This window comes from Bradyrhizobium sp. Kon10 (genome assembly GCF_055807395.1).
In genome coordinates this window covers 78,394-99,171 of sequence record NZ_JBVVOZ010000022.1, presented here as the reverse complement: position 1 = coordinate 99,171, position 20,778 = coordinate 78,394, and the positions used below count along the sequence as shown (strand labels likewise).

General features: G+C 63.1%; 20 protein-coding genes and 1 pseudogene. 12 read left to right on the top strand and 9 right to left on the bottom strand.

The window, feature by feature from the left end; translation table 11 throughout:
* Positions 1–816, top strand: an 816-nt coding sequence (locus AC0L2O_RS26175; protein WP_473371746.1) for a porin, incomplete at its 5' end; no start/stop codon positions are given.
* Between the two features lie 52 nt (positions 817–868).
* Here the strand turns inward: AC0L2O_RS26175 and AC0L2O_RS26170 are convergent.
* On the bottom strand, positions 869–1,249 hold the full coding sequence (locus tag AC0L2O_RS26170; RefSeq protein ID WP_369724691.1) for a nuclear transport factor 2 family protein: 381 nt from the start codon (positions 1,247–1,249) through the stop codon (positions 869–871).
* A 117-nt stretch (positions 1,250–1,366) separates the two neighbouring features.
* Complete coding sequence (locus tag AC0L2O_RS26165) at positions 1,367–1,675, bottom strand: hypothetical protein (protein ID WP_473371745.1); 309 nt, start codon at positions 1,673–1,675, stop codon at positions 1,367–1,369.
* 421 nt (positions 1,676–2,096) lie between these two features.
* Between AC0L2O_RS26165 and AC0L2O_RS26160 the strand changes: the two genes are divergently transcribed.
* Positions 2,097–3,236, top strand: coding sequence for a hypothetical protein (locus AC0L2O_RS26160; RefSeq protein ID WP_473371744.1), 1,140 nt, complete (start codon positions 2,097–2,099; stop codon positions 3,234–3,236).
* A gap of 9 nt (positions 3,237–3,245) precedes the next feature.
* Here AC0L2O_RS26160 and gor read toward each other — a convergent pair whose 3' ends face one another.
* Genes gor through rpiA form a run of 3 tightly spaced genes read right to left on the bottom strand, consistent with a single transcriptional unit; the run spans position 3,246 to position 5,953 of the window.
* On the bottom strand, positions 3,246–4,634 hold the full coding sequence (gene gor, locus AC0L2O_RS26155) for a glutathione-disulfide reductase (RefSeq protein ID WP_473371743.1): 1,389 nt from the start codon (positions 4,632–4,634) through the stop codon (positions 3,246–3,248).
* Between the two features lie 60 nt (positions 4,635–4,694).
* Positions 4,695–5,213, bottom strand: coding sequence for a DUF2059 domain-containing protein (locus tag AC0L2O_RS26150; protein ID WP_369724697.1), 519 nt, complete (start codon positions 5,211–5,213; stop codon positions 4,695–4,697).
* 2 nt (positions 5,214–5,215) lie between these two features.
* Positions 5,216–5,953 carry a ribose-5-phosphate isomerase RpiA gene (gene rpiA, locus AC0L2O_RS26145; protein WP_409189222.1) on the bottom strand — a complete coding sequence of 246 codons (738 nt, stop codon included), beginning with the start codon at positions 5,951–5,953 and terminating at the stop codon, positions 5,216–5,218.
* Positions 5,954–6,117: 164 nt separating this feature from the next.
* Between rpiA and AC0L2O_RS26140 the strand changes: the two genes are divergently transcribed.
* The 6 genes and pseudogenes from AC0L2O_RS26140 (at position 6,118) to AC0L2O_RS26115 (ending at position 12,504) form a co-directional block, all read left to right on the top strand.
* Complete coding sequence (locus AC0L2O_RS26140; RefSeq protein WP_473371742.1) at positions 6,118–6,792, top strand: HAD-IA family hydrolase; 675 nt, start codon at positions 6,118–6,120, stop codon at positions 6,790–6,792.
* Positions 6,793–6,947: 155 nt separating this feature from the next.
* Positions 6,948–7,451, top strand: coding sequence for a hypothetical protein (locus AC0L2O_RS26135; RefSeq protein WP_409189224.1), 504 nt, complete (start codon positions 6,948–6,950; stop codon positions 7,449–7,451).
* A gap of 107 nt (positions 7,452–7,558) precedes the next feature.
* On the top strand, positions 7,559–8,593 hold the full coding sequence (gene moaA, locus AC0L2O_RS26130; protein ID WP_473371741.1) for a GTP 3',8-cyclase MoaA: 1,035 nt from the start codon (positions 7,559–7,561) through the stop codon (positions 8,591–8,593).
* 174 nt (positions 8,594–8,767) lie between these two features.
* Complete coding sequence (locus AC0L2O_RS26125) at positions 8,768–9,349, top strand: TRAP transporter small permease subunit (protein WP_369724705.1); 582 nt, start codon at positions 8,768–8,770, stop codon at positions 9,347–9,349.
* Positions 9,350–9,375: 26 nt separating this feature from the next.
* Positions 9,376–11,031 carry a TRAP transporter large permease gene (locus AC0L2O_RS26120; RefSeq protein WP_473371740.1) on the top strand — a complete coding sequence of 552 codons (1,656 nt, stop codon included), beginning with the start codon at positions 9,376–9,378 and terminating at the stop codon, positions 11,029–11,031.
* A 172-nt stretch (positions 11,032–11,203) separates the two neighbouring features.
* Positions 11,204–12,504 (top strand): annotated as a pseudogene (locus AC0L2O_RS26115) (M20/M25/M40 family metallo-hydrolase).
* Positions 12,505–12,622: 118 nt separating this feature from the next.
* Here the strand turns inward: AC0L2O_RS26115 and AC0L2O_RS26110 are convergent.
* The 3 genes from AC0L2O_RS26110 to AC0L2O_RS26100 form a co-directional block, all read right to left on the bottom strand.
* Positions 12,623–14,374, bottom strand: coding sequence for a tannase/feruloyl esterase family alpha/beta hydrolase (locus tag AC0L2O_RS26110; protein ID WP_473371739.1), 1,752 nt, complete (start codon positions 14,372–14,374; stop codon positions 12,623–12,625).
* A gap of 206 nt (positions 14,375–14,580) precedes the next feature.
* Complete coding sequence (locus AC0L2O_RS26105) at positions 14,581–15,945, bottom strand: ATP-binding protein (RefSeq protein ID WP_473371738.1); 1,365 nt, start codon at positions 15,943–15,945, stop codon at positions 14,581–14,583.
* A gap of 1 nt (position 15,946) precedes the next feature.
* A complete protein-coding gene (locus AC0L2O_RS26100) occupies positions 15,947–16,621 on the bottom strand; it encodes a response regulator (protein ID WP_473371737.1) in 675 nt (224 codons plus the stop codon).
* 410 nt (positions 16,622–17,031) lie between these two features.
* On the opposite strand from AC0L2O_RS26100, the gene AC0L2O_RS26095 reads away from it, so the two are divergent.
* The 4 genes from AC0L2O_RS26095 to AC0L2O_RS26080 all read left to right on the top strand — a co-directional run bounded on the left by AC0L2O_RS26095 (position 17,032) and on the right by AC0L2O_RS26080 (position 19,464).
* On the top strand, positions 17,032–17,400 hold the full coding sequence (locus AC0L2O_RS26095) for a GNAT family N-acetyltransferase (RefSeq protein ID WP_473371736.1): 369 nt from the start codon (positions 17,032–17,034) through the stop codon (positions 17,398–17,400).
* Positions 17,401–17,666: 266 nt separating this feature from the next.
* Positions 17,667–18,095: a MerR family transcriptional regulator gene (locus AC0L2O_RS26090; RefSeq protein ID WP_369724717.1), complete on the top strand. Its 429-nt coding sequence runs from the start codon at positions 17,667–17,669 to the stop codon at positions 18,093–18,095.
* A 78-nt stretch (positions 18,096–18,173) separates the two neighbouring features.
* On the top strand, positions 18,174–19,046 hold the full coding sequence (locus AC0L2O_RS26085) for an SDR family NAD(P)-dependent oxidoreductase (RefSeq protein WP_369724719.1): 873 nt from the start codon (positions 18,174–18,176) through the stop codon (positions 19,044–19,046).
* Between the two features lie 169 nt (positions 19,047–19,215).
* Positions 19,216–19,464: a hypothetical protein gene (locus AC0L2O_RS26080; RefSeq protein ID WP_369724721.1), complete on the top strand. Its 249-nt coding sequence runs from the start codon at positions 19,216–19,218 to the stop codon at positions 19,462–19,464.
* 132 nt (positions 19,465–19,596) lie between these two features.
* On the opposite strand, the gene AC0L2O_RS26075 is transcribed toward AC0L2O_RS26080, so the two are convergent.
* Positions 19,597–20,685, bottom strand: a complete 1,089-nt coding sequence (locus tag AC0L2O_RS26075) for a TRAP transporter substrate-binding protein (protein WP_369724723.1) — start codon at positions 20,683–20,685, stop codon at positions 19,597–19,599.
* Positions 20,686–20,778: the final 93 nt, after the last annotated feature.

Genomic DNA, 20,778 nt, shown 5'->3' with positions numbered 1-20,778 from the left:
AACACGGCGAAGGACAACAGTGACTTTGCGCTCGGCGATTTCAACTGCCCTGCCACCTCGTCGCGCGGCAGCGGCTCGGGCTTCCCGCTCACATCGGCGCCGGAGGGCTGCACCGACGGATCATATGGCAATCTCTATAGCGCATCGCTGACCTACAACCAGGGTCCATTCACCGCAATCGCCGCCTACGAGCTTCACGAAGGCACCAACCGAACCGGCGACGAGGCGGTGACACCCTTGAGCAATGGCGGCGTTCTCACCGTGCCGCCGGGCGCCGTCGGCATCGCCAACGAATGGGCCGCGAAATTCGGCGCGGGCTACCGGTTCAACGACATGATCGGCAGCCTCCAGCTGTATGGCATCTACGAGATCATGCGCCGCCAAAATACGGTAGCCGATTTCAACGAGCGTTCGCGCGACGGCTACTTCCTGAGCGCGACTCAGACGGTCGAGAAATGGGACATCAGCGCCTCCTGGGCCCACGCCAACGCGTCGCCAGGCTCGCCCGGCACCGGCGTCCTCAACGCCTATCCCACCCCTGGGGTCCCGGTCTCGGCTCCGGCCGGTTCCGCCGACTTCGCGCTCAACAGCGTGGACTCCAGCGCCGACCAATACGCACTCGGCGTGAAGTATCACCTCAGCCCGTTCGTGAGCTGGTACCTCGTCGGCAGCTATCTGCGCAACGGGCCGGGCGCGCATTACTGCCTCGGCGTCAGCGGACATGGCTACGGTGTCTGTGGACGCGACGCCAACAACAACGTTGTTGCGGGCAACAAGGCGGAAGCCGTGACCACCGGCATGACCTTCGACTTCTAAAAGGAAAAACTGCGGAGAGCCAGTCATGGCTCTCCGCAGTCCCATGGGGTACTCACCTCACCCGCTCGACAAGATGCGCGCGCGAAGGTGCCGGATCGAACCGGTCGCCGAAATACTGCGTCTCGTGAGCGACGAATTCTTCGCGAAACTCCATGATGCTCACGACGTAGGACGGCACGCCGTCATACGTCAGAACGAATTCGCTCACCCAGAGATCGCCTCCGCCGACAATTCGCCGAACCGTGAACCGCTTCCTGTTGGGTTGCAGGAAGCGGCTCCCCTGAATGTTTCTGCGGCCGTGAATCCGTTCGCCCGATTGCGGATAATCGAGCACGGCATCGTCGCAGTAGATGTCATGCTCGGCCTCGAAATCGTTCGCGTCCGAGGCATCCCAATGGCGCTGAAGCGCCGCCAGCCTGGCTTGATCGTCCATGCCGATCTCCGATGTTGGCTTCCCGCACCTTAGCAACGAAGTTCGTCCCGTGCCGTTCTCGGCGGCGCGCCGCCGTCGGACCCGTGCCTCAGTCCTTTGAGTGAGCTGTTCTCCGCATCACGCTCTCGCCGCCAGCGTCGGACGGGAAACCGAACCATGCGTCAGGGGACGAGCAGCCACCGGTTTTCGTGTCGGCCGGCGCCGCGGAATGAAGAAGCTTTTCACGAGGATCGGCTCGTCGTCGCCGAGCGCAACACGCTCCTTCGCGAGCACACTCATGACCGAGCGCATCTTGAGGATTTCCTGCGCCACGAAGCTACAGTCCTCGTCCCGTCTGATCTGCTCATGCATGATGGCTTCAGCCTCGAGCATGCTGACGCGAAGGGCTCTGATGGTTCTGCGGATTTCGTTGATGCGGATGTCCATGGCTGCCTCCATCTCGGTTACAGCATAAGAACAAAACATGAACAACATGTCAATCGGCGTAGTGCTCGATCTCGCCCCGGCTTGCTCATGAGTCCGGGGTCGGCCTGACGTCGTGGCCGGTCCGCAGGCGTGGGTGTTGGTCTCCCGTCGGCGCAGTTGCACGCGCTTGCCATGACTTGCCGACAAACATGACTTGCCGACAAATTAGACAGCGTACGTCTCATTCCCGAATTCGCGAGCTTGTGCCGGCGGTCCGGCGTCGCGGACGAGCGAGCGATCTAACCTCTGGGGCAACCACCGGTTTTTTTGCCAACCGGGCTCAGCACTTCCGGACGAAGATCCGCTTGCTGCTCCGCAACCGAACTGGCCCAATATTCGCAAGTGACGTCCCGAGAGAGCAAAGCTCAGACCGGAGAACGTCATGAACGTGCATGCTGCGGGCGATCTCAAAATCACCGGCCTCACCCATCCGAATGGCGCGCCGCTCCGCCTCAACACGCAGGATTTCGTCGCGATCGATCGCGACCGGAATGCGAAGTACGAGGCGACCTACCGTCCGCAGGCCCTCTACAACCGCGCCAACGAAGGCTTCCACGCCAACAATGAAACCTTCCTGCTGCACGAAGTCGCGACGAATTTGCCGATCTACCTTCCCGACACCGGCCCGACCGATTTCCATCTTCATCTTCCGCCGGGCGGCTTTCAGCTCGTGCTGGTCACCTCGGGCGCGTTCACCTTCGACTACGACGGCCGCTTTTACAATGTCGGCCCCGGCGCGGTGATGCTGCAAAGTGCGATCGTGCACCGCCAGCTGTTCTACACCTGGTCCGGCCTGTCGACCGAAGAGAACCTCAAGACGCCGCAGACGGTGGCGCCGGACCCGATCTCGATGGGCTATTCCGGAAAATTCCTCGAAGCTTTCATCACCGATCCGACGACCTTTCCGAACCCGACCATTGTCGGTCCGGATCAGATCAACGAAGACGAGACGCCACGGGTGGCCTGGAGCCACCCCTTGCATGACCGCCCTGCCAATGCAGGCTTCTGGCTTCAGGATCCCTTGGCGCTCGATGCGCTGTTCAAGCCGCTCGCCGAGTGTCCGATCAAATCGGCCATGCCGGTTTACGTGCGCGATATCGGCATCGAGATTCCGAGCGGCCATCTCGTCGCCGGCCACATCATCGCCACCGATCCGCGCGGCCACTCGTTGCTGCCGAAGAGCACGTCGGCAGCAGCGGACCCGACCTGTTTTGCCAAGGGCGAGGTCGTTATCTATCGCGTCATTCGCGGCACGGCCGAATTCAAGAACAAGGCTGGCGAGACCTTCGAACTGGCGGCCGGCGATGTCGTGACGGCAGGCAGGAGCTCGATCAGCCTCGTCGGACTGGGCGAGAATACCCAGGTGCTCCGGCTCGGCCTTCTGAAAGGCATGAACGACCTTCGCAGCTGGACACCGACACAGCGCGACGAGATCGACGGCCTGGCTGGTCAGATCATCACGGGGAAAGACATCCGTCCGCTGCGCACCGAAGGCAGGCCGGTCGGGTATCTGTACGGCTAAGCGGTGTTCCTACTCCGCCGCCTGCCGGACGTGGCGCGCGGTCGGGGTGCGCATGGTGACGAGCTCTTCGGCGGCGGTCGGATGCAGCGCGAAGGTGGCGTCGAAGTCGGCCTTTGTCGCCTTCATCTTCACGGCAATCGCGACCGCCTGGGTGATCTCGGCGGCGCCGTCACCGACGATGTGGCAGCCGAGCACGCGGTCGGATAAGCCGTCGACGACCAGCTTCATCAGCATGCGGGTGTCGCGGCCCGACATCGTCGCCTTGATCGGGCGGAACGTCGTCTTGTAGATGTCGACATGGCCATATCGTGCGCGCGCTTCGGTCTCGGTGAGACCGACAGTGCCGACTTCCGGCTGCGAGAACACGGCGGTCGGGATCGTGGAATGATCGACCTTCACCTCGCGCTTGCCTAACACGGTGTCGGCAAAGGCATGTCCCTCGCGGATCGCAACCGGCGTCAAATTGTGGCGATGGGTGACGTCGCCGATAGCGTAGATGCTGTCGACCGAGCTCTTCGAGAAATGATCGACCGCGATGCCGCCGTTGTTCGGATTGATGGCGACGCCGGCCTTTTCGAGCCCAAGATTGGCCACCGCAGGATGCCGGCCGATCGCGAACATCACCTGGTCGGAGGCGACGCTCGAGCCGTTCGAAAGATGCGTGGTGAATTCATCGCCGTGGCGGTCGACCTTCGCCACGGTGCACCCGGTGAGGATGGTGATCCCCTGCTTCTCCATCTCGCTGCGAACATGGGCGCGAACATCCTCGTCGAAGCCGCGCAAGATGTTGTCGCCGCGATAGATCACGGTCACGTCGGAGCCGAACCCTGCAAAGATGCCGGCGAATTCGAGCGCGATGTAGCCGCCGCCCTGGATCACGATGCGCTTCGGCTGCGTCTTCAGGTGAAAGGCCTCGTTGGAGGAGATCACGTGCTCGATGCCGGGGATCATGGCGCCGTGATTGGGCGCGCCGCCGGTGGCGATCAGGATGTACCTGGCGGTGATCCTCCTGTCGTTCTCGAGCAGGCGAACGGTGTGCCTGTCCTCGATCACCGCGCGGGTCTTGACGATCTCGGCGCCGGACTTCTCGACGTTCGTCGTGTAGGCCGCCTCCAGCCGCGCGATCTCCTTGTCCTTGTTGGCGATCAGCGTCGGCCAGTCGAAGCTCGCGGGCGGAACGGTCCAGCCGAAACCGGCGGCGTCCTCGAGCTCGTGCCGAAAATGCGAGCCGATCACCAACAGCTTCTTCGGCACGCAGCCGCGGATCACGCAGGTGCCGCCCATGCGGTACTCTTCCGCGATCATGACGCGGGCGCCGTGGCCGGCCGCGATCCGGGCGGCACGCACGCCGCCCGAGCCGCCACCGATGACAAAGAGGTCGACGTCGAATTCAGCCATTGTCCTCTCCGACCTCTTTCAGGGATTTCCGATCAACTATTCCCTGTCAGATAGGTGCTGTCAGATTTCCTTGCCACGCTTGCGCATCTCTGCCCGGAAGGCGCTCATGACGGTCTCGGAGAAGTTCTGGGCCCAGGTGTTCATGAAGGTCATGCTCTCACCGATGGCTTTCGGTTCGGCGCTGAGCAGCTTCTGTCCGAGCGGCGACTTGTAGAAAGTGACGAGATCCTTGAGCTCCTGCTCCGTGAACTCGCTGGCATAGATCTGCGCCATGCCCTCGCCGATTTCGTTCTGACGGCCGGCGAGTTGCTGGGCGACGATCGGCGCAACCTCGTTGAGGTCCTTCTGGTAGTTGAGGTTCTGCTGCGTCAGCGCGATCTTGGTCTTCTCGACCATGCCGGGCACGGCACCGGCATACATCCCGGAAGCGTTCTTGATCGTCAGGATCTCCTTGGCCGCCGCGATGGCCGCGGGCGAGGCTTTCGGCGCGGCAGGCTTTTGCGCCATGGCCGGGGCGGCCGAAAGGGCCAGTCCCACAGCGAGGGTCGCGGCCGGCAACAATTTCAACAGGCTCTTCATTCCTAGTCTCCTTTCGGCTTTCGCCGTTCAATCACGCGAATTCCCTCGCCACCCGCCAAAACGGCCGAGCTGGCCAAGCCGATGAACAACCCATGCTCGACCACGCCCGGGATCGCGCTCAGCGCCGTGGCGAGATGAGCCGGATCCGCAATCCGTCCGAGCTGGGCATCGACGATCCAGTGGCCGCCATCGGTGACGAAAACGTGGCCGTCCTCGTCCGCACCCTTCGCTCCATCCTTGGCCTTGCGGACCGCCATTTGCCCGGAAACGCCGCATTGCGCAAATGCCTTCTCGATCGCCCGGCGTGTCGCCTCTAACCCGAACGGAATGACCTCGATCGGCAGCGGAAACCGGCCGAGCGTCGGCACCCATTTGCTCTCGTCGGCAATCACGATCATGCGATCCGAGGCCGCGGCCACGATCTTCTCGCGCAGCAGCGCGCCGCCGCCGCCCTTGATCAAATTGAGCTCGGGATCGATCTCGTCGGCGCCGTCGATTGTGATGTCGAGATGGTCGATCTCGTCGAGCGTGGTCAGCGGCACGCCGCAACGCATCGCATCAAGGCGCGTCGCCTCCGACGTCGGAACGCCGATCACCTTGAGACCGGTCCGCACCCGCTCTCCGAGCAGCTCGACGAAGTGCTTTGCGGTCGAGCCGGTGCCAAGCCCGAGCTGCATGCCGTCACGGACGTCCTCAAGGGCGCGCGCCGCAGCCTGCCGCTTCAACTGGTCCATATCCAAATTGCGCCCGCCTCAGTTTAAGGATGTGCCGCCAATACCGGCACTTGCGGCGGCCTGTGTAGCCTCGTTTTCTCTTCGAGAACAGGGTCTGGGAGCAGGCCTATAAGGTGATCTTATACGCTCGCCCCTTGCGCGGCCCGGGCCGGACCGATAGCGCTTGAGGAATGACCTCCCCCTACACCCTCGTCTTCGATCTCGACGGCACGCTCGTGGATACGGCGCCCGACCTCATCACCGCGCTGAATTATGTGCTCGACCGCGAAGGCCTGCCGCCGGTGCCGATGGCCTCTGCCCGCAACATGATCGGTGCCGGCGCCCGCAAGCTGATCGAGCGGGGGCTGGAGGCCGAGGGACGCATGGTCAGCATTGCGGAGATGAACCGGATGACGGCGGATTTCATCGGCTATTATGCCGACCATATCGCCGTGGAATCCCGGCCGTTCGAGGGGCTCGAGGCGGCGCTCGAGGTTTTTGCGGCGCAGGGCCATCGGCTGGCGGTCTGCACCAACAAGCTGGAATGGCTGTCGAAGCGGCTCTTGGACCAGCTCGACCTGAGCCGCCGGTTCGCGGCGATCTGCGGTGCGGATACCTTTGGGGTCCAGAAGCCCGATCCGACCATTTTCCGCGAGACCGTGGCCCGGGCCGGCGGCGAGGTTAAGGCCAGCATCATGGTCGGGGATGCCGGACCCGACATCGGGGTTGCCCGGCGCGCCGGGGTACCCGTGATCGGGGTCAGCTTTGGCTATACGGACGTGCCGATCGCCGAGCTCAAACCGGACCGGCTGATCCATCACATGCGCGACCTGCCGGCCGCCGCAAGCAGCCTGATGACGGTTTAAGGCTCGTCAAGCTACTGAATCTCCTGCATAATTCGTGCGGACCCCGCGTTAACCATCTATTAACTATGCGCGGCCCGCCGGTTGCCTGAGGAAAACGACGCTCCTAAGGTCGCCTTGGGGAATGTGGCGGTTCGTCGCAGTAGAAGTGGATGGTCATGCGTCGTGTCATAGCTATCGCGTTAGCCGGAGCGAGCGCCCTGGCGGCAACAAGTCTGGGTGGCTGCTCCTCACTCTCCTGGAACATGTTCCAATCAGCCCCACCGACCGTGCAGGTCCGGCTTGAATCCAATCCTCCGGGCGCCGACGCGAACACCTCGCTCGGCCCGGGCTGCAAGACCCCCTGCTCGGTCTCGGTTCCCGCCCCCGACAGTCCCTTCACGGTCAACTACGCCCTCAATAAATACCAGCCGGTCAGCGTGCCGGTGAACCTGATCAAGAATCCCGGCGATTTCACCACGCCCGCCTCCGTCACCACCGACCCGAACCCCGTGTTTGCGGAGCTCCAGCCGGCAGTGCCCCTCAAGCCCGTGAAGAAGCCGCACCGGCCGAAGCCGAAGAAGCCGAAGCCGGCCGCGGCAGCACCTGCCGCAGCACCGGCCGACGCCGCAGCACCCGCTGCGGGTTCGCCGTTCCCTGAACCGACCGCGGGCAAGCGCTGACATCCGTCGACGGCGCGATTGTCCTTACCGTTTCTGATGCTTAGATTGCTCTGACGGCACCGCTGAAGCAAAGGTGCGCCGTCGCCGTCAGTGACAAGGCATTTCGAATGAACGGATCCTCTGCCAGTTCCCGAGCCGCGCTGTCGAGCGCCATGACCGATCCGTTCGGGCGGACCATTAGCTATCTGCGCGTCTCCGTCACCGACCGCTGCGACCTGCGCTGCTTCTACTGCATGTCGGAAGACATGACGTTCCTGCCCAAGGCCGACCTCTTGACGCTCGAGGAACTCGACCGTCTGTGCTCGGCCTTCATCGCCAAAGGCGTCAAGAAGCTGCGGCTCACCGGCGGCGAGCCTCTTGTCCGCCGCAACGTGATGTCGCTGGTGCGCTCGCTGTCGCGGCATTTGACGAGCGGCGCCCTCGGTGAGTTGACGCTCACCACCAACGGCACGCAGCTCGCAAAGCATGCGCAGGAACTGGCCGATCGCGGCGTCCGCCGCATCAACGTCTCACTCGACACGCTCGATCCCCGAAAATTCCGCGAGATCACCCGCTGGGGCGAGATCGACAAGGTGCTGGAAGGCATCGAGGCCGCGCGTGCCGCGGGGCTCGCCGTGAAGATCAACGCGGTGGCGCTGAAGAACCTCAACGAGGACGAGCTCCCCGACCTGATGCGCTGGGCCCATGGCAAGAGCATGGGGCTGACGCTGATCGAGGTGATGCCGATGGGCGAGATCGGCTCCGGGCGGATCGACCAATATCTGCCGCTGTCGCTGGTGCGCGCGCGGCTCGCCCAGCAATTCACGCTGACGGATCTTGCCGAGACCACCGGCGGCCCGGCGCGCTACGTCAGCGTCGCCGAGACCGGCGGCAAGCTCGGCCTCATCACGCCGATGACCCATAATTTCTGTGAATCCTGCAACCGGGTGCGGGTCACCTGCACGGGCACGCTGCACACCTGTCTCGGCCACGAGGATGCCTCCGATTTGCGCAAACCTCTGCGCGCGTCGACCGACGACACGCTGCTGGCCGCTGCGATCGACCGCGCCATCGGGCTCAAGCCCAAGGGCCACGATTTCATCATCGACCGCCGCCACGACCGTCCCAGCGTCTCCAGGCATATGAGCGTCACCGGCGGCTAGCGTTACCTGCCCTGCCCGGGGCGATTTCCCATAAGTATCAACAAACTTCCGATTGACGGACGGCACGCCCGCTGATTTTGTGCGGCGGCCTCATGCCTGCGCGGCGAGATAAGCCGAACGCGCCCGAGTCGGTGCAGTCAAGATGGCTGGGGCACAAGCGGGGAGGACCTATCATTGACAGCGCTCCTGAAATTGAGCGGCGGGATTGACGCGTTTACACGCTGGACCGGCAAACGGCTGGCCTGGCTGATTCTGGTCGCCGTGATCATCTCGGCGGCGAATGCGATCGTGCGCAAGGCCTTCGACACCTCGTCCAATTCCTGGCTCGAGCTACAATGGGTGCTGTTCAGCATCGTGTTCCTGCTGTGCTCGTCCTGGACGCTGCTCGATAACGAGCACATCCGGATCGACATCGTTAACGCCATGCTGCCGAAGCCGGCTCGCAACATCATCGATGTGATCGGCCACCTTTTCTTCCTGATCCCGCTGACGGTCGTCATGCTTGTCACCGGCGTGCCCTTCTTCCTGCGTTCGTTCCAGATCAACGAGCAATCCGGCAATGCCGGCGGCTTGCCGCAATGGCCCGCCAAGTCACTCATCATGATCGGCTTCGCGATGCTGCTCGTGCAGGGAATCTCCGAGTTGATCAAACGGATCGCCATCATGCGCGGCATGATTCCGGATCCTCACGAGTCGCAGATTTCGGCGCTGGAGGCCGAAGTCGAGCATCTCGTCGAAGCGATCGAACAGAAGTAGTCGGCGAGCGGCCTCAGGGGGATTCAATGACCGCGTTTATTATCGCCAATATGGCGCCGATCATGTTCGCGTCGCTGGTGGTCGTGCTGCTGCTCGGCTACCCGGCGGCGTTTTCGCTCGGCGCCGTAGGCCTGTTCTTCGCCGTGATCGGCATCCAGCTCGGTCAATTCCACCCGGACTTCCTGCAGGCTCTGCCTGAGCGCGTCTACGGCGTGATGAACAACGACACCTTGCTCGCTATTCCGTTCTTCACGTTCATGGGATTGGTGCTCGAGCGCTCCGGCATGGCCGAAGATCTGCTCGATACGATCGGCCAATTGTTCGGCACGATCCGCGGCGGCCTCGCCTATGCCGTCGTCTTCGTCGGGGCCCTGCTCGCGGCGACCACGGGCGTCGTCGCCGCATCGGTGATCTCGATGGGCCTGATCTCGCTGCCGATCATGCTGCGCTACGGATACGATCGCCGTGTCGCGACAGGTATCATTGCAGCGTCCGGCACGCTGGCGCAGATCATTCCGCCTTCTCTCGTCCTGATCGTGATGGCCGACCAGCTCGGCAAGTCGGTCGGCGACATGTACGAGGGCGCCTTCATTCCGGGCCTCGTGCTCGCGGGCCTTTACGCCGGCTACGCCTTTCTGGTCAGCCTGATCTTCCCGAAGGCCGTGCCGGGCCTCCCGAAGGAAGCAATCGGCTTCCGCGAGGAAAGCGGCAGCCGTGGTCTGCCTTCGCTCGGCGTGCTGTTCCTGGCAAGCTGCGTGTTCGGCTGGTTCATGATGCGGAATTCCGAGACGCATGGCGCCGATTTCGTCGTGCTGAGCATGTTCTTCGGCATCGTGTTTGCGTTCGCCGTCGCCGTCGTGAACTGGATCGTCGAGAAGCTCACGGGCTTCCGCTTCCTCTCGAAGATGGCACAGCAGACCACCTTCGTAATGGTGCCGCCGCTGTTCCTGATCTTCCTGGTGCTCGGCACCATCTTCATCGGCATCGCCACTCCGACCGAAGGCGGCGCGATGGGTGCCGCCGGCGCCCTGATTCTCGGCGCGGCGAAGCGGCGGTTGACCTGGGACCTCGTTCGCCAGGCCACAGAATCAACGGCCAAGCTTTCCGCTTTCGTCGTTTTCATTCTGGTCGGTGCGCGCGTGTTCTCGCTGACTTTCTACGGCGTCAGCGGCCATGTCTGGGTCGAGCACCTCCTGACCTCGCTGCCCGGCGGCCAGGTCGGCTTCCTGCTCTTCGTCAACGCGTTCGTCTTCGTGCTGGCCTTCTTCCTCGACTTCTTCGAGCTCGCCTTCATCGTCATCCCGCTGCTCGGACCTGCCGCCGAACATCTCGGCATCGACCTGATCTGGTTCGGCGTGATCCTCGGCGTGAACATGCAGACCTCGTTCATGCACCCGCCATTCGGCTTCGCATTGTTTTATCTGCGATCGGTCGCACCCAAGGAGCGCTACACCGACCGCGTCACCGGCAAGCGCATGGAGCCGGTGACGACCGGCCAGATCTATTGGGGCGCGGTGCCGTTCGTCGTGATCCAGGTCATCATGGTGGTGCTCGTGATCACGTTCCCGTCGATGGTCATGCACTACAAGGGCGTGCAGTCCACCATCGATCCCAACACCATCAAGATCGAGATCCCGCAGATCGATCTGCCGCCGCTGGATTTCGGCCAGCCGAAGCAATAAGGCGCGCTTTCCTTCTCCCCCCATGTCTGCCGAAGCCAGGGCGAAGGCGGATCCAGGGAGAAGGCGCAGCGCCAATGCCGTGGCGCCGCGCACGATCGCGAAGCCGTCCCACGTGACAAGCGCCGGAAAGGCGGGCATACCGGGCCATCCTTCAACCTATGGTTCGCCGCACATGTCTCGATCGCATTCCGCTCCATCGCTTGTTGCTCCGTTGATCGCGTGCCTCTCGCTGGCATGTGCCGCAAACGCGGCGCGCGCCGAGCCCATTGCGAATGTCGTGGCCGATGTTCACGCGCTGGCCCAAAAGGAGCAGCAGCCGCTGCTCGACACCCTGCGCGATCTCGTCAGCATCGAATCCGGCAGCAAGGACGTCGAAGGCCTGAACCAGATCGCCGAGCGCGTGGCCGGCCAGCTCAGGCAGCTCGGCGGTACGGTTGAGATCCTGCAGCCCAGCGACATCTATCGCCTCGACGACACGCCGGAGAAGATCGGCCCGGCCGTGCACGCCGTCTTCAACGGTACCGGCAGCAAGAAGATCATGCTGATCGCCCACATGGACACGGTCTACCTCAAGGGCATGCTGAAGGACCAGCCGTTCCGGATCGACGGCGACAAGGCCTACGGCTCGGCATTGCCGACGACAAGCAGGGCGTCGCGCTCATTCTCCATTCGGTAGCGTTGCTTCAGAAGCTGAATTTCAAGGACTACGGCACCCTCACTGTGCTCACCAATGGCGATGAGGAGATTTCCTCGCCGGGCTGGCGCAGCACCATCACCAAATTTGCGTCGGATCAGGATGTGGTGTTCTCGTTTGAAGGCGGCGGCACCGACGGCACGCTGCGGCTCGCCACCAGCGGCATCGGCTCGGCCTATCTCACCGTGACCGGCAAATCCTCGCACGCGGGCGCGCGGCCCGAGGGCGGCGTCAATGCGCTCTACGAGCTCTCGCACCAGGTGCTCCAGATGAAGGACCTGTCAAAGCCCGAGCAGGGCCTGAAGCTGAACTGGACCGTCTCCAAGGCCGGCACCAACCGCAACGTGATCCCGGCCGAGGCCACGGCCCAAGCCGATGCGCGCGCGCTCAAGGTGTCGGATTTCGACGAGCTGGAGAAGGCACTGCAGGACAAGATCAAGAATCGCCTGCTGCCCGAGTCCAGGGTTGCGCTGAAATTCGAGGTGCGCCGTCCTCCGCTCGAGGCCAACGACGCCTCGCGCCGCATCGCGGCCTACGGCAAGACGATCTACGAAGAGATCGGACTCCCGCTCAAGGTCGAGGAGAAAGCGACCGGCGGCGGCACCGACGCGGCCTTTGCCGCGCTCAAGACCAGGGGCGCGGTGGTGGAAGGCATGGGCCTGTCGGGCTTCGGCGCGCACTCCAACGATGCCGAATATGTAAAGCTCGACAGCATCGTGCCGCGGCTTTATCTGACCACACGCATGATCATGGACCTGTCCACCGGCAAGCTGAACTAGCAGCGCACCTTCCCTCCCCCGCACGTCCGCCGAAGCCTTCGACGGCAGATGTGGGGAGAAGCTGAATCAAACGCGCGCTGCGCTCGGATCGTCTCCTCTCCGAACAGGGAGCCAGTGATCAGGGCCCGTACTGCGGAGCCGGCTTCTGGTTGAAGTCATGCTCGTCGGAAATGCAAGTGAAGCTCGCCGCGTCGTTCGTGCTGCCGCTTCCATTGTATCTCGCGATTTTCGGAAACACGCAAAGCGGCCGCGTCATCTGCACATTGGGCGGAGTGTCGTTGACATATTTGGTCGCGGTGACCGCATCCGGCGCCGTGCCGTTCTCGACCCAGTTCACGAGCGAGGGCAGCAGAGCAAAGGAGTTGGGACCGGGTCCGCCGGTGCAGTGATGCATGCCGGGAACCATGTAAAGCCGGGCATAGCTCTGGGTCCTCTCCAGCGCCGATCGCCTGCCGCCCCTGTGATCGAGCAGCACCTCCTCGACATGAGGCCGAGAGGGCTCGAAATCGCGCCTGTCGTGCTCCACGAGCGCATTGAAATAGTTGATGCTGACTTGCGACGGAACACCCTGATCGGCCCAACCATGATACATGATCAGCTTGCCACCATGCGCGCGGAACGCGCTGAGATCGGTGCTGTTGGCATTCAGCGGCTCGGCGAGTTGGTCGTCCACGGCCTTGAGATCGCGGTGAATGTCGAAATTCGTGTAGTTGATGACACTGCCCGGCTGGCCGAAGCCTGGACCGAACACCCAATATAAGGGGCCGTCAGAGAGCGGCTCCGGAAGCTGCTGCTTTGCCATGATGCCGAGAGCGTTGACGTCTTCAATCTCGGTGCCGCGCGAATAGGCGGGAAAGACCACATCGCCGTTCACGGGATCGATAGCGCCGGCGTAGTAACTCTGCATCCGCGTGACCTGCTCGGCGGTAAGGCACGCCGGCGGAAGGTTACCGCCCGTACATTGCAGAACCTTTGGTTCGAAATGGCAGTCGCGCGGATCCGACAAGAATTGGTCGGTGTTGACCCCGCCATCCCGGCCGGCGCAGTGCGCCAGCACCGCCTTGTTGATCAATGACATCTGGCCGCTCTGCATGAGCCTTCCAGGAGTTGCGTGCGCGATCTGCCACCCATAAGGCGTTGATCCATACGACCGTGAGCGGTTGAAGGGCGCTGCGCCGGCCACGATGCCGTCGTAGTCATCAGGATAGCGCTGCGCCTCCATCAACGCGTTCTGGCCGCCGGTCGAGCAACCGAAGAAATAGCTCTTGTCCGCGTTCCGCTGATAGAACGCCGCGGTGATCGCCTTGCCCTGCACTGTCATCAGGTGAATCGCCCGATGGCCGAAATCCGTGATCCGTTCCGGGTGCCCATAGAGACCGGCGGTCGGATGGGCCGGCTCCCCTAACGCAATTGCGAGCGTGTTGCCCTGATTGCCGTTGGAACCGCAGAAGTAATTGGTGCACCCCGAGACGCCGGTGCCGAGACCGGTGTTGGCGACCGCATATCCGGCTCTGAGGCGAAAGGCGAGAGAGCCGTAGTCGATGAAGCCGCCGAACCCGCCACTTCCGAGGCCGAGAAATCGTCCGCCCCATGTGCTTTCCGGCAGCCAGACCTCGATCTTGATCGACGAGTCGGCCGTGGGCGCGATCGTCGCCGTCACGCGACAAAACGTTGGTAAGCCCGTGATGTACTGCGCCGGGTTGGTGCCTGGAATGGCGAACACGCCGGAGATGACATCAGTCGCCGACGTGATGGTCGTCTGCTCCAGAGCGAGCGTTTGCAAGCTTGTGCACTGCGTTGCCATGGCGGGCGTGGCAGCAGCCGCGACAGCAACGCCTGCGGCCGCGCTGATGAAACATAGACGATGCATGATTTGTATTCCCTGTCGTTTTCATTGCAGTTGCACAAAATCAACGAACAATTTAAAATAGCACGGCGTCGTGACGGCCGGAAGAGGCGAGCGCGGGCGCTCATCGCACTTCTCTCAAAATGCTTGGCAGGATCGAACGGAGCGGCGACTTCAGACTACGGAACTGGTGCGTGCGCACGCGTGCATGTCGAATGAGACGATCCGCTCTAGGCGGGTGCTGAGAAGACCTTGTCGGCCAGCCTGAACCGCAGCGTGAACTCCGCGCCGCCGGTGGGGAGGTTTTCCACCGCAACCGTCGCAGCGTGGTCGTCGGCGACGGCGCGCACGATCGAGAGCCCCAGGCCCGCGCCGTCGCTGCGCTGGCGGTCGCGGCGCCAGAAGCGCTGGAAGATCAGCTCGCGCTCGCCCTCCGCGACGCCGGGACCGCAATCGCGCACCCGCACCACACCGTCGTCACTCACGACGACATCGACCGACGTGTTCTGCGCAGTAAACTTGACGGCGTTTTCGGCGAGGTTGTAGATCGCGCGCTGCAACATCTCGCAATTGCCGAGGATCATCACCGGCGTGTCGCTCCCCCTCAGCGCGATGTCCTTGCGCTGGGCGATCGCGAACGGCGCGATTGCGCCGACGACTTCGGCGCAGACGTCGCGCAGATCCGCGGTCTCGCCGGGATCGAGCACGAGCGTGTCGAGCTCGGCGATCTCGAGGAGCTGGGCGACGATGCGGCTCATGCCTTCGACGTCGGCATGCAGCGCCTGCCGCGCGGCGCCGTCGCCAAGCGTCTCGATCCGCGTGCGCAGGATCGCGAGCGGCGTGCGCAATTGATGGGCGGCGTCGGCGGTAAACTGGCGTTGCACGCGAAAACCGTCCTCGAGACGATCCAACGCCTGGTTGACGGCGGTGACCAGCGGCATGATCTCGCGCGGGATCTGCTCGGTCGGCAGGCGGATGTCGGTACGCGCCGGGCCGATATTGCTGGCCTCCTCCGAAGCCTTCCACAACGGCGCGATCGCGCGGCGGAAGATGACGATGTCGGCGGCGAGCAGGATCAAGAGGATCGGAATGGTGATCCATCCCACCCGCCGGAAAAAATTCGAGATGATGTCGTCGATGATGACGTCGCGATGCGCCAGATCCTCGGCGACCGCGACACGCACGGTCTGGCCATCGACGGTCCGGGTGACGGCGCCTCCGGAAATGGTGTCCGATAGTCGCGGCGCCGACGCTGCGGCGTCACGCCTGTGCGAGGAAAACAGCAACCTACCCTCGCCATCGCGAATGTCGTACTGGTAGCGGCCGTAGGCATCCGAATAGAGCCCGCGCAGGCTGTCCGGCAGATGGAACGCCAGCGTGCCGTCCGGTTGCCGGACGATGCGCTCCGCGAGCGCTTCGGCCTGGGCCCGCATGGCCTCGCGATGCAGCTGGTCGACCTCCGAATTCAGCAACCAGAACAGCACCAGCGGCAGAAAGATCGCGACCACCGCGACCGCGACGATGTGCATGAACACGATGCGCGAGATCAGCGATTTGAACGTCGGCGACCTGGCAAAGAAGCCGGCGGCGCTCACGCTATTTCTCCTCGGACATCATGTAGCCCACGCCGCGGATGGTGTGAATCACGACCTTGGCCCCGTGCTCGGTGAGCTGCTTGCGGAGCCGCGAGACGTAGACCTCGACCGCGTTGGAGGCGACCTCGCCGTCGAGCCCGAAGATGTGGTCCTCGACGTTCTTCTTCGGCACCACCCGCCCCTGCCGCCGCAGCAGGATCTCCAGCACCGAGGTCTCGCGCGACGAGATGATCCGTGGCTGGTCGTCGACGAAGATCTGGCGGCTCTCGGTGTCGTAGACGAGATTTGCGAGGCGCAGCGAACGGCCGAGCAACTGGCCCGGACGGCGCAGGATCGCCTCCAGCCGCGCCACCAGTTCCTCCATCGCGAACGGTTTTGCGAGATAGTCGTCGGCGCCGCTGCGCAGCCCGCTGACGCGGTCCTGCAGGCCCCCGCGCGCGGTCAGCACCATCACCGGCAGCGGTTCCATCTGGCGGCGCAGCTCGCGCAGCACCGACAGGCCGTCGCCGTCCGGCAGCCCCAGGTCGAGGATCATGGCGGCATAGCTGACATTGTGCACCGCCTCGCGCGCGTCGCCCACGCTGCCGACGATGTCGCTCTCATAGCCCGCCGCCGCCAGTCCGGCCGCGACCAGCCGCGACAACTCGGCATTGTCCTCGACGATCAAAAGACGCATCGCATTCCCGCCGGACGTTCTGGTGTCACCGCGCCGCTGCCGCCGCAGCTTCGCTCTCTTCCACCATTCGAGGCGCCTCGGCCAGCGAAAAAACACGCGGCGGCCTGGCGCGCGCGTTTGTCAGGTTGGCGTAAGCCGCGCCGGTGCTCGCAACCCGCCAGTTCAAACATTCCGCTGCCGACCCGGGGCGGTCACTCAGCCTGGGATGGTGAGATTCTAGCAAGACAGCTTGTGAGCTACAATCACAGCTCGCGACCACCAAGGCGTTTTCAAACTCGGCTACGGTGCTCCCAAGCCGAAGGAGGTTTAGCGTGCCTCTGACAATCCGTCCCGCGACGATCGATGAGCTAGCCGGACTTTCCGATCTGTGTTTCAGGTCAAAAGCCGTCTGGGGCTACGACGAGGCGTTCATGGAAGCCTGTCGCGGCGAGCTGTCTTTTGAGACGCGCGATCTGGAGGCGACACGCATCGCGGTTGCCGAACATAACGGCAAGACAATGGGCGTGGCACAGCTAAGCGTCAGCCATGATGAAGCCGATCTGCTGAAACTATTCGTCGAGCCCAACGCGCTCCGCAGCGGCACCGGTCAGGCTCTGCTCGCCTGGGCCATCGACGGCGCAAGACAAGTTGGCGCAAAGCGGCTGACCATCGAGGCGGATCCCGATGCGGCTCCCTTTTACCGTCGCATGGGAGCCTATGATATCGGCCTGGCACCGTCTGGCTCCGTGCCCAGAAGGCTGCTGCCGAAACTGGCGATGAACCTTTGCCCGACGGGGTGATTTCAGGTGCCGCAATGACCCTGGGCTGACCTATCCCGTGATGGCGAGATCGAGGTCGCCGGCACGCGCGCGCGGATTTGAAGCACGAATTTTTGCTGTTGCCATAGAGTGCACTCTAGATCGTAGACAGAGGTCACGGACGGCCGGTGCGAGGCCTGGCTTCTGCGCGGCGAACTCGCCAAGTTGGACTGAAAGAATGGACTCGAACAGCTCTGCTCAAAACCGCGGTGCAATCCCTGAGCACCGCCCGATCTCCGAGGCGCCACATGTCAAATGATTTGCATATCGGCGATATCGCAGGCCGCACCGGCCGCAGCGTCCACACCATCCGGTGGTACGAAGCGCAAGGCTTGATGCCGGGTGTCACCCGCGATCATGCCAGGCGCCGCGTCTACACCGCGCAGCACATCGGGTGGCTCGACCTGATGGAGCGGTTGCGCTGCACCGGCATGTCGATCGCGCAAATGCGCGCTTACACCGACCTCGTCAAGCAGGGCTCAGCCACATTGAACCAGCGTCGCGAGCTTCTTCGCGGTCATCGCACCCGCGTTCAAGAAACGATCGCGCGCTGGCGCGACGCACTGGCGCTGATCGAGGCCAAGATCGAGTTCTATGACGAATGGGTGGCCAGAGGCGAGCGTCCCGCAGTCTCGCCTCATCGCCGCATGCGCCGCAAAAAGCGAACGCGCACCTAGCCGCACGGATGACAGCTGTGAACCGTCCTCCGGAGCATCGACTGCGTTCAGCCGTCAAGGCAGCATAGGATCAGAGACATGACAAAAGTTGCACTAATTACCGGCGCCACCCGGAATTTGGGATTCTTTCTTGCGAAAGGTCTCGGTGCGCGCCTGGGCGCTGGCGACGTCGTTTATCTGACGGGCCGCGACCCCGCCCGTGTCCAGGAGTCCGCCGAGCTTGCACGCGGCGGCCGCGCGGAAATCAGAGGCGAAGTTCTCGACGTAGCGGATCGGCCGAGCGTGGAGCGCCTCGCACGCGCGATTCATCAAGCCCATGGCGGTATCGATCTCGTCCTGTCGAACCACTATCGGCGCGTGACGCCGGCCGACGACCCTGCCAACGTCATCGACGCCTATGTCGCAGCCAACAATCTCGGCACGACGAATATCCTGCGGAATTTCGCGCCATTGCTGCTCGATCGTGGCCGGCTCCTCGTTATCGCCAGTCGTGCCGGCTCACTTCGGGCGCTTGCGCCGGCGCTTCATCCACGATTCGAGAACCGCGCCACATTGGATGATGTCGATGCCGCCGTCCTCGCCTGGCGCGACGCCGTTCGCGAAGGCCGAGCCGGAGGCGAAGCCTGGCCCGGCTGGATCAACATTCCATCGAAGATCGGTCAGGTCGCGGCAGTCCGCGCCCTGGCGCAGCAACGGCGCACGGCCGATCTCGCCCGAGGAATCATGCTTTGCGCGATCTCGCCCGGTCTGATCGACACAGGCGCCTCTCGGCCGTACTTCTCCGACATGAGCCGCGCCAAGTCGCCGGAAGCAGCCGCCGAATTGCTGCTGGACTTCGCTCTGGCCGACCAACTGGACACCAGGTATTACGGCGAGCTCGTCCACCTGGGAAAAGATCGCGGCCTCTTCGGTTCAAACGCAGGGTTTGGCGAGATATTGCCGTGGAAATAAATAATGACAACTGAACCGGCATCCCGGAACATCGCCACCGCGTACTTCGGCTCGGGGCCCAATGGGCATCCATGAGAGCAGCAGGACAATGTCGGACCCATCACCGACGTTTGAATCCCAGAACTCCACGTCTTGCGTATATAGGACGATCCGAGCAGTGAGTTAATCGATGAGCCGCCGCCCGACAACATGGATCATCTTCTTGGGCTTTCTCGCTCTGATTGGGGTGAGCGCCGCTTCGGACCTTTGGAACCGTCCGGTCCAATATGGAGTTTGGGGCTTCTGGCTTTTGCTTTCGGCGATCTTTGTGTGGCGATACGCGCACACCGGATCATCTGCCGATCGGTTTCGCCTGATCGATACGCGTGGTATCTATCTGCTGCCGCAGCCTTTGCGTCGATGGCTGTTTGGTGAATGACGGCTGAGGGCTCGTCCCCAAGTTTGATCGGCATCCGACAAGTCGCCTGCAAGCGGCTCCGCGGCAACCTCTTGGCAGAGCCCCGAGGCCGTAGCCCCGGGGCGCTGTTCGTCAACTCGGAACGCGCAAGCGTCAGCTTTGCGAGTTGCGCGCCATGAAATTGTCGTAGCCGACTTCGGCCACCTGGAACCACTGATAGCCGTTGTTCGAGAAGGCGGTCAGCGAATCGTACACCTTCTTGAAGTCCGCATTCGTGGCCGAAACTTCGGCGTGCAGTTCCTTTGCCGCCTTGAAGCAGGCCTGCATGACCTCGGGCGAGAACGGATGCAGCTTGGCGCCCGCCGCGAGCAAGCGCCGCAACGCCGGCGGATTGGACTGGTCGTACTTCGCCATCATCCAGTTGTTGGAAGCGTGCCCTGCCTGCTCGAGAATGCTCTGGTAGTATTTCGGCAGCGCATTCCACTTGTCCTGGTTGACGAAGGCGAGCAGGATCGGTCCGCCTTCCCACCAACCCGGGAAGTAATAGTGCGGCGCGACCTTGACGAAGCCGAGCTTCTCGTCGTCATACGGGCCAACCCATTCGGCGGCGTCGATGGTGCCCTTCTCCAGCGCGGGATAGATGTCGCCTCCGGCGATCTGCTGCGGCACTGCGCCGAGCTTCTGCAACACCCGACCGGCAAATCCGCCGATGCGGAATTTGAGCCCGTTGAAGTCCTGGGGCGTCTTCACTTCCTTGCGGAACCAGCCGCCCATCTGGCAGCCGGTGTTGCCGGCGAGCAGCGAGACGACGTTGTACTTCTTGTAGAACTCGTTGAGGATCTCCCGGCCGCCGCCCAGCATGTACCAGGCCTGGTTGATGCGCATGTTCGGCCCGAACGGCACGGACGAACCGAAGGTGAAGGTCGGGTCCTTGCCGAAATAGTAGTAAGACGCCGTGTGACCGATTTCACAGGTGCCGTTCTGCACGGCGTCGAGCACCTGGAGCCCAGGCACGATTTCGCCGCCCGCGAACGTCTGGATTTGAAATTTGTTGTCGGTCGCTTCCGCCACCATCTTGGCCATCATCTCGGCACCGCCATAAAGCGTGTCGAGCGATTTCGGCCAACTCGTCGGCATGCGCCATTTGATCTCCGGCATCGACTGCGCAATCGCCGGAGCGGCAAGCGTCGCGGCGCCGGCCGCACCAAGTCCGGTGACCTTGATGAAGTCTCTTCTCTTCATGATTTCCTACCCTGATGGATTGTGATTGTGGGCCTTCTTGCCGAGGCTTGGGGAACAGCATGGCGCAAGGCCCGGCCGAATGCCACCGTGATC

Excerpts from the sequence above, each read along its gene's own strand:
- AC0L2O_RS26170 (WP_369724691.1), bottom strand. The coding sequence starts at position 1,249 with ATGGACGATCAAGCCAGGCTGGCGGCGCTTCAGCGCCATTGGGATGCC.
- AC0L2O_RS26165 (WP_473371745.1), bottom strand. The coding sequence starts at position 1,675 with ATGGACATCCGCATCAACGAAATCCGCAGAACCATCAGAGCCCTTCGC.
- AC0L2O_RS26160 (WP_473371744.1), top strand. The coding sequence starts at position 2,097 with ATGAACGTGCATGCTGCGGGCGATCTCAAAATCACCGGCCTCACCCAT.
- gor (WP_473371743.1), bottom strand. The coding sequence starts at position 4,634 with ATGGCTGAATTCGACGTCGACCTCTTTGTCATCGGTGGCGGCTCGGGC.
- AC0L2O_RS26150 (WP_369724697.1), bottom strand. The coding sequence starts at position 5,213 with ATGAAGAGCCTGTTGAAATTGTTGCCGGCCGCGACCCTCGCTGTGGGA.
- AC0L2O_RS26140 (WP_473371742.1), top strand. The coding sequence starts at position 6,118 with ATGACCTCCCCCTACACCCTCGTCTTCGATCTCGACGGCACGCTCGTG.
- AC0L2O_RS26135 (WP_409189224.1), top strand. The coding sequence starts at position 6,948 with ATGCGTCGTGTCATAGCTATCGCGTTAGCCGGAGCGAGCGCCCTGGCG.
- moaA (WP_473371741.1), top strand. The coding sequence starts at position 7,559 with ATGAACGGATCCTCTGCCAGTTCCCGAGCCGCGCTGTCGAGCGCCATG.
- AC0L2O_RS26120 (WP_473371740.1), top strand. The coding sequence starts at position 9,376 with ATGACCGCGTTTATTATCGCCAATATGGCGCCGATCATGTTCGCGTCG.
- AC0L2O_RS26110 (WP_473371739.1), bottom strand. The coding sequence starts at position 14,374 with ATGCATCGTCTATGTTTCATCAGCGCGGCCGCAGGCGTTGCTGTCGCG.
- AC0L2O_RS26100 (WP_473371737.1), bottom strand. The coding sequence starts at position 16,621 with ATGCGTCTTTTGATCGTCGAGGACAATGCCGAGTTGTCGCGGCTGGTC.
- AC0L2O_RS26095 (WP_473371736.1), top strand. The coding sequence starts at position 17,032 with ATGGAAGCCTGTCGCGGCGAGCTGTCTTTTGAGACGCGCGATCTGGAG.
- AC0L2O_RS26090 (WP_369724717.1), top strand. The coding sequence starts at position 17,667 with ATGTCAAATGATTTGCATATCGGCGATATCGCAGGCCGCACCGGCCGC.
- AC0L2O_RS26085 (WP_369724719.1), top strand. The coding sequence starts at position 18,174 with ATGACAAAAGTTGCACTAATTACCGGCGCCACCCGGAATTTGGGATTC.
- AC0L2O_RS26080 (WP_369724721.1), top strand. The coding sequence starts at position 19,216 with ATGAGCCGCCGCCCGACAACATGGATCATCTTCTTGGGCTTTCTCGCT.
- AC0L2O_RS26075 (WP_369724723.1), bottom strand. The coding sequence starts at position 20,685 with ATGAAGAGAAGAGACTTCATCAAGGTCACCGGACTTGGTGCGGCCGGC.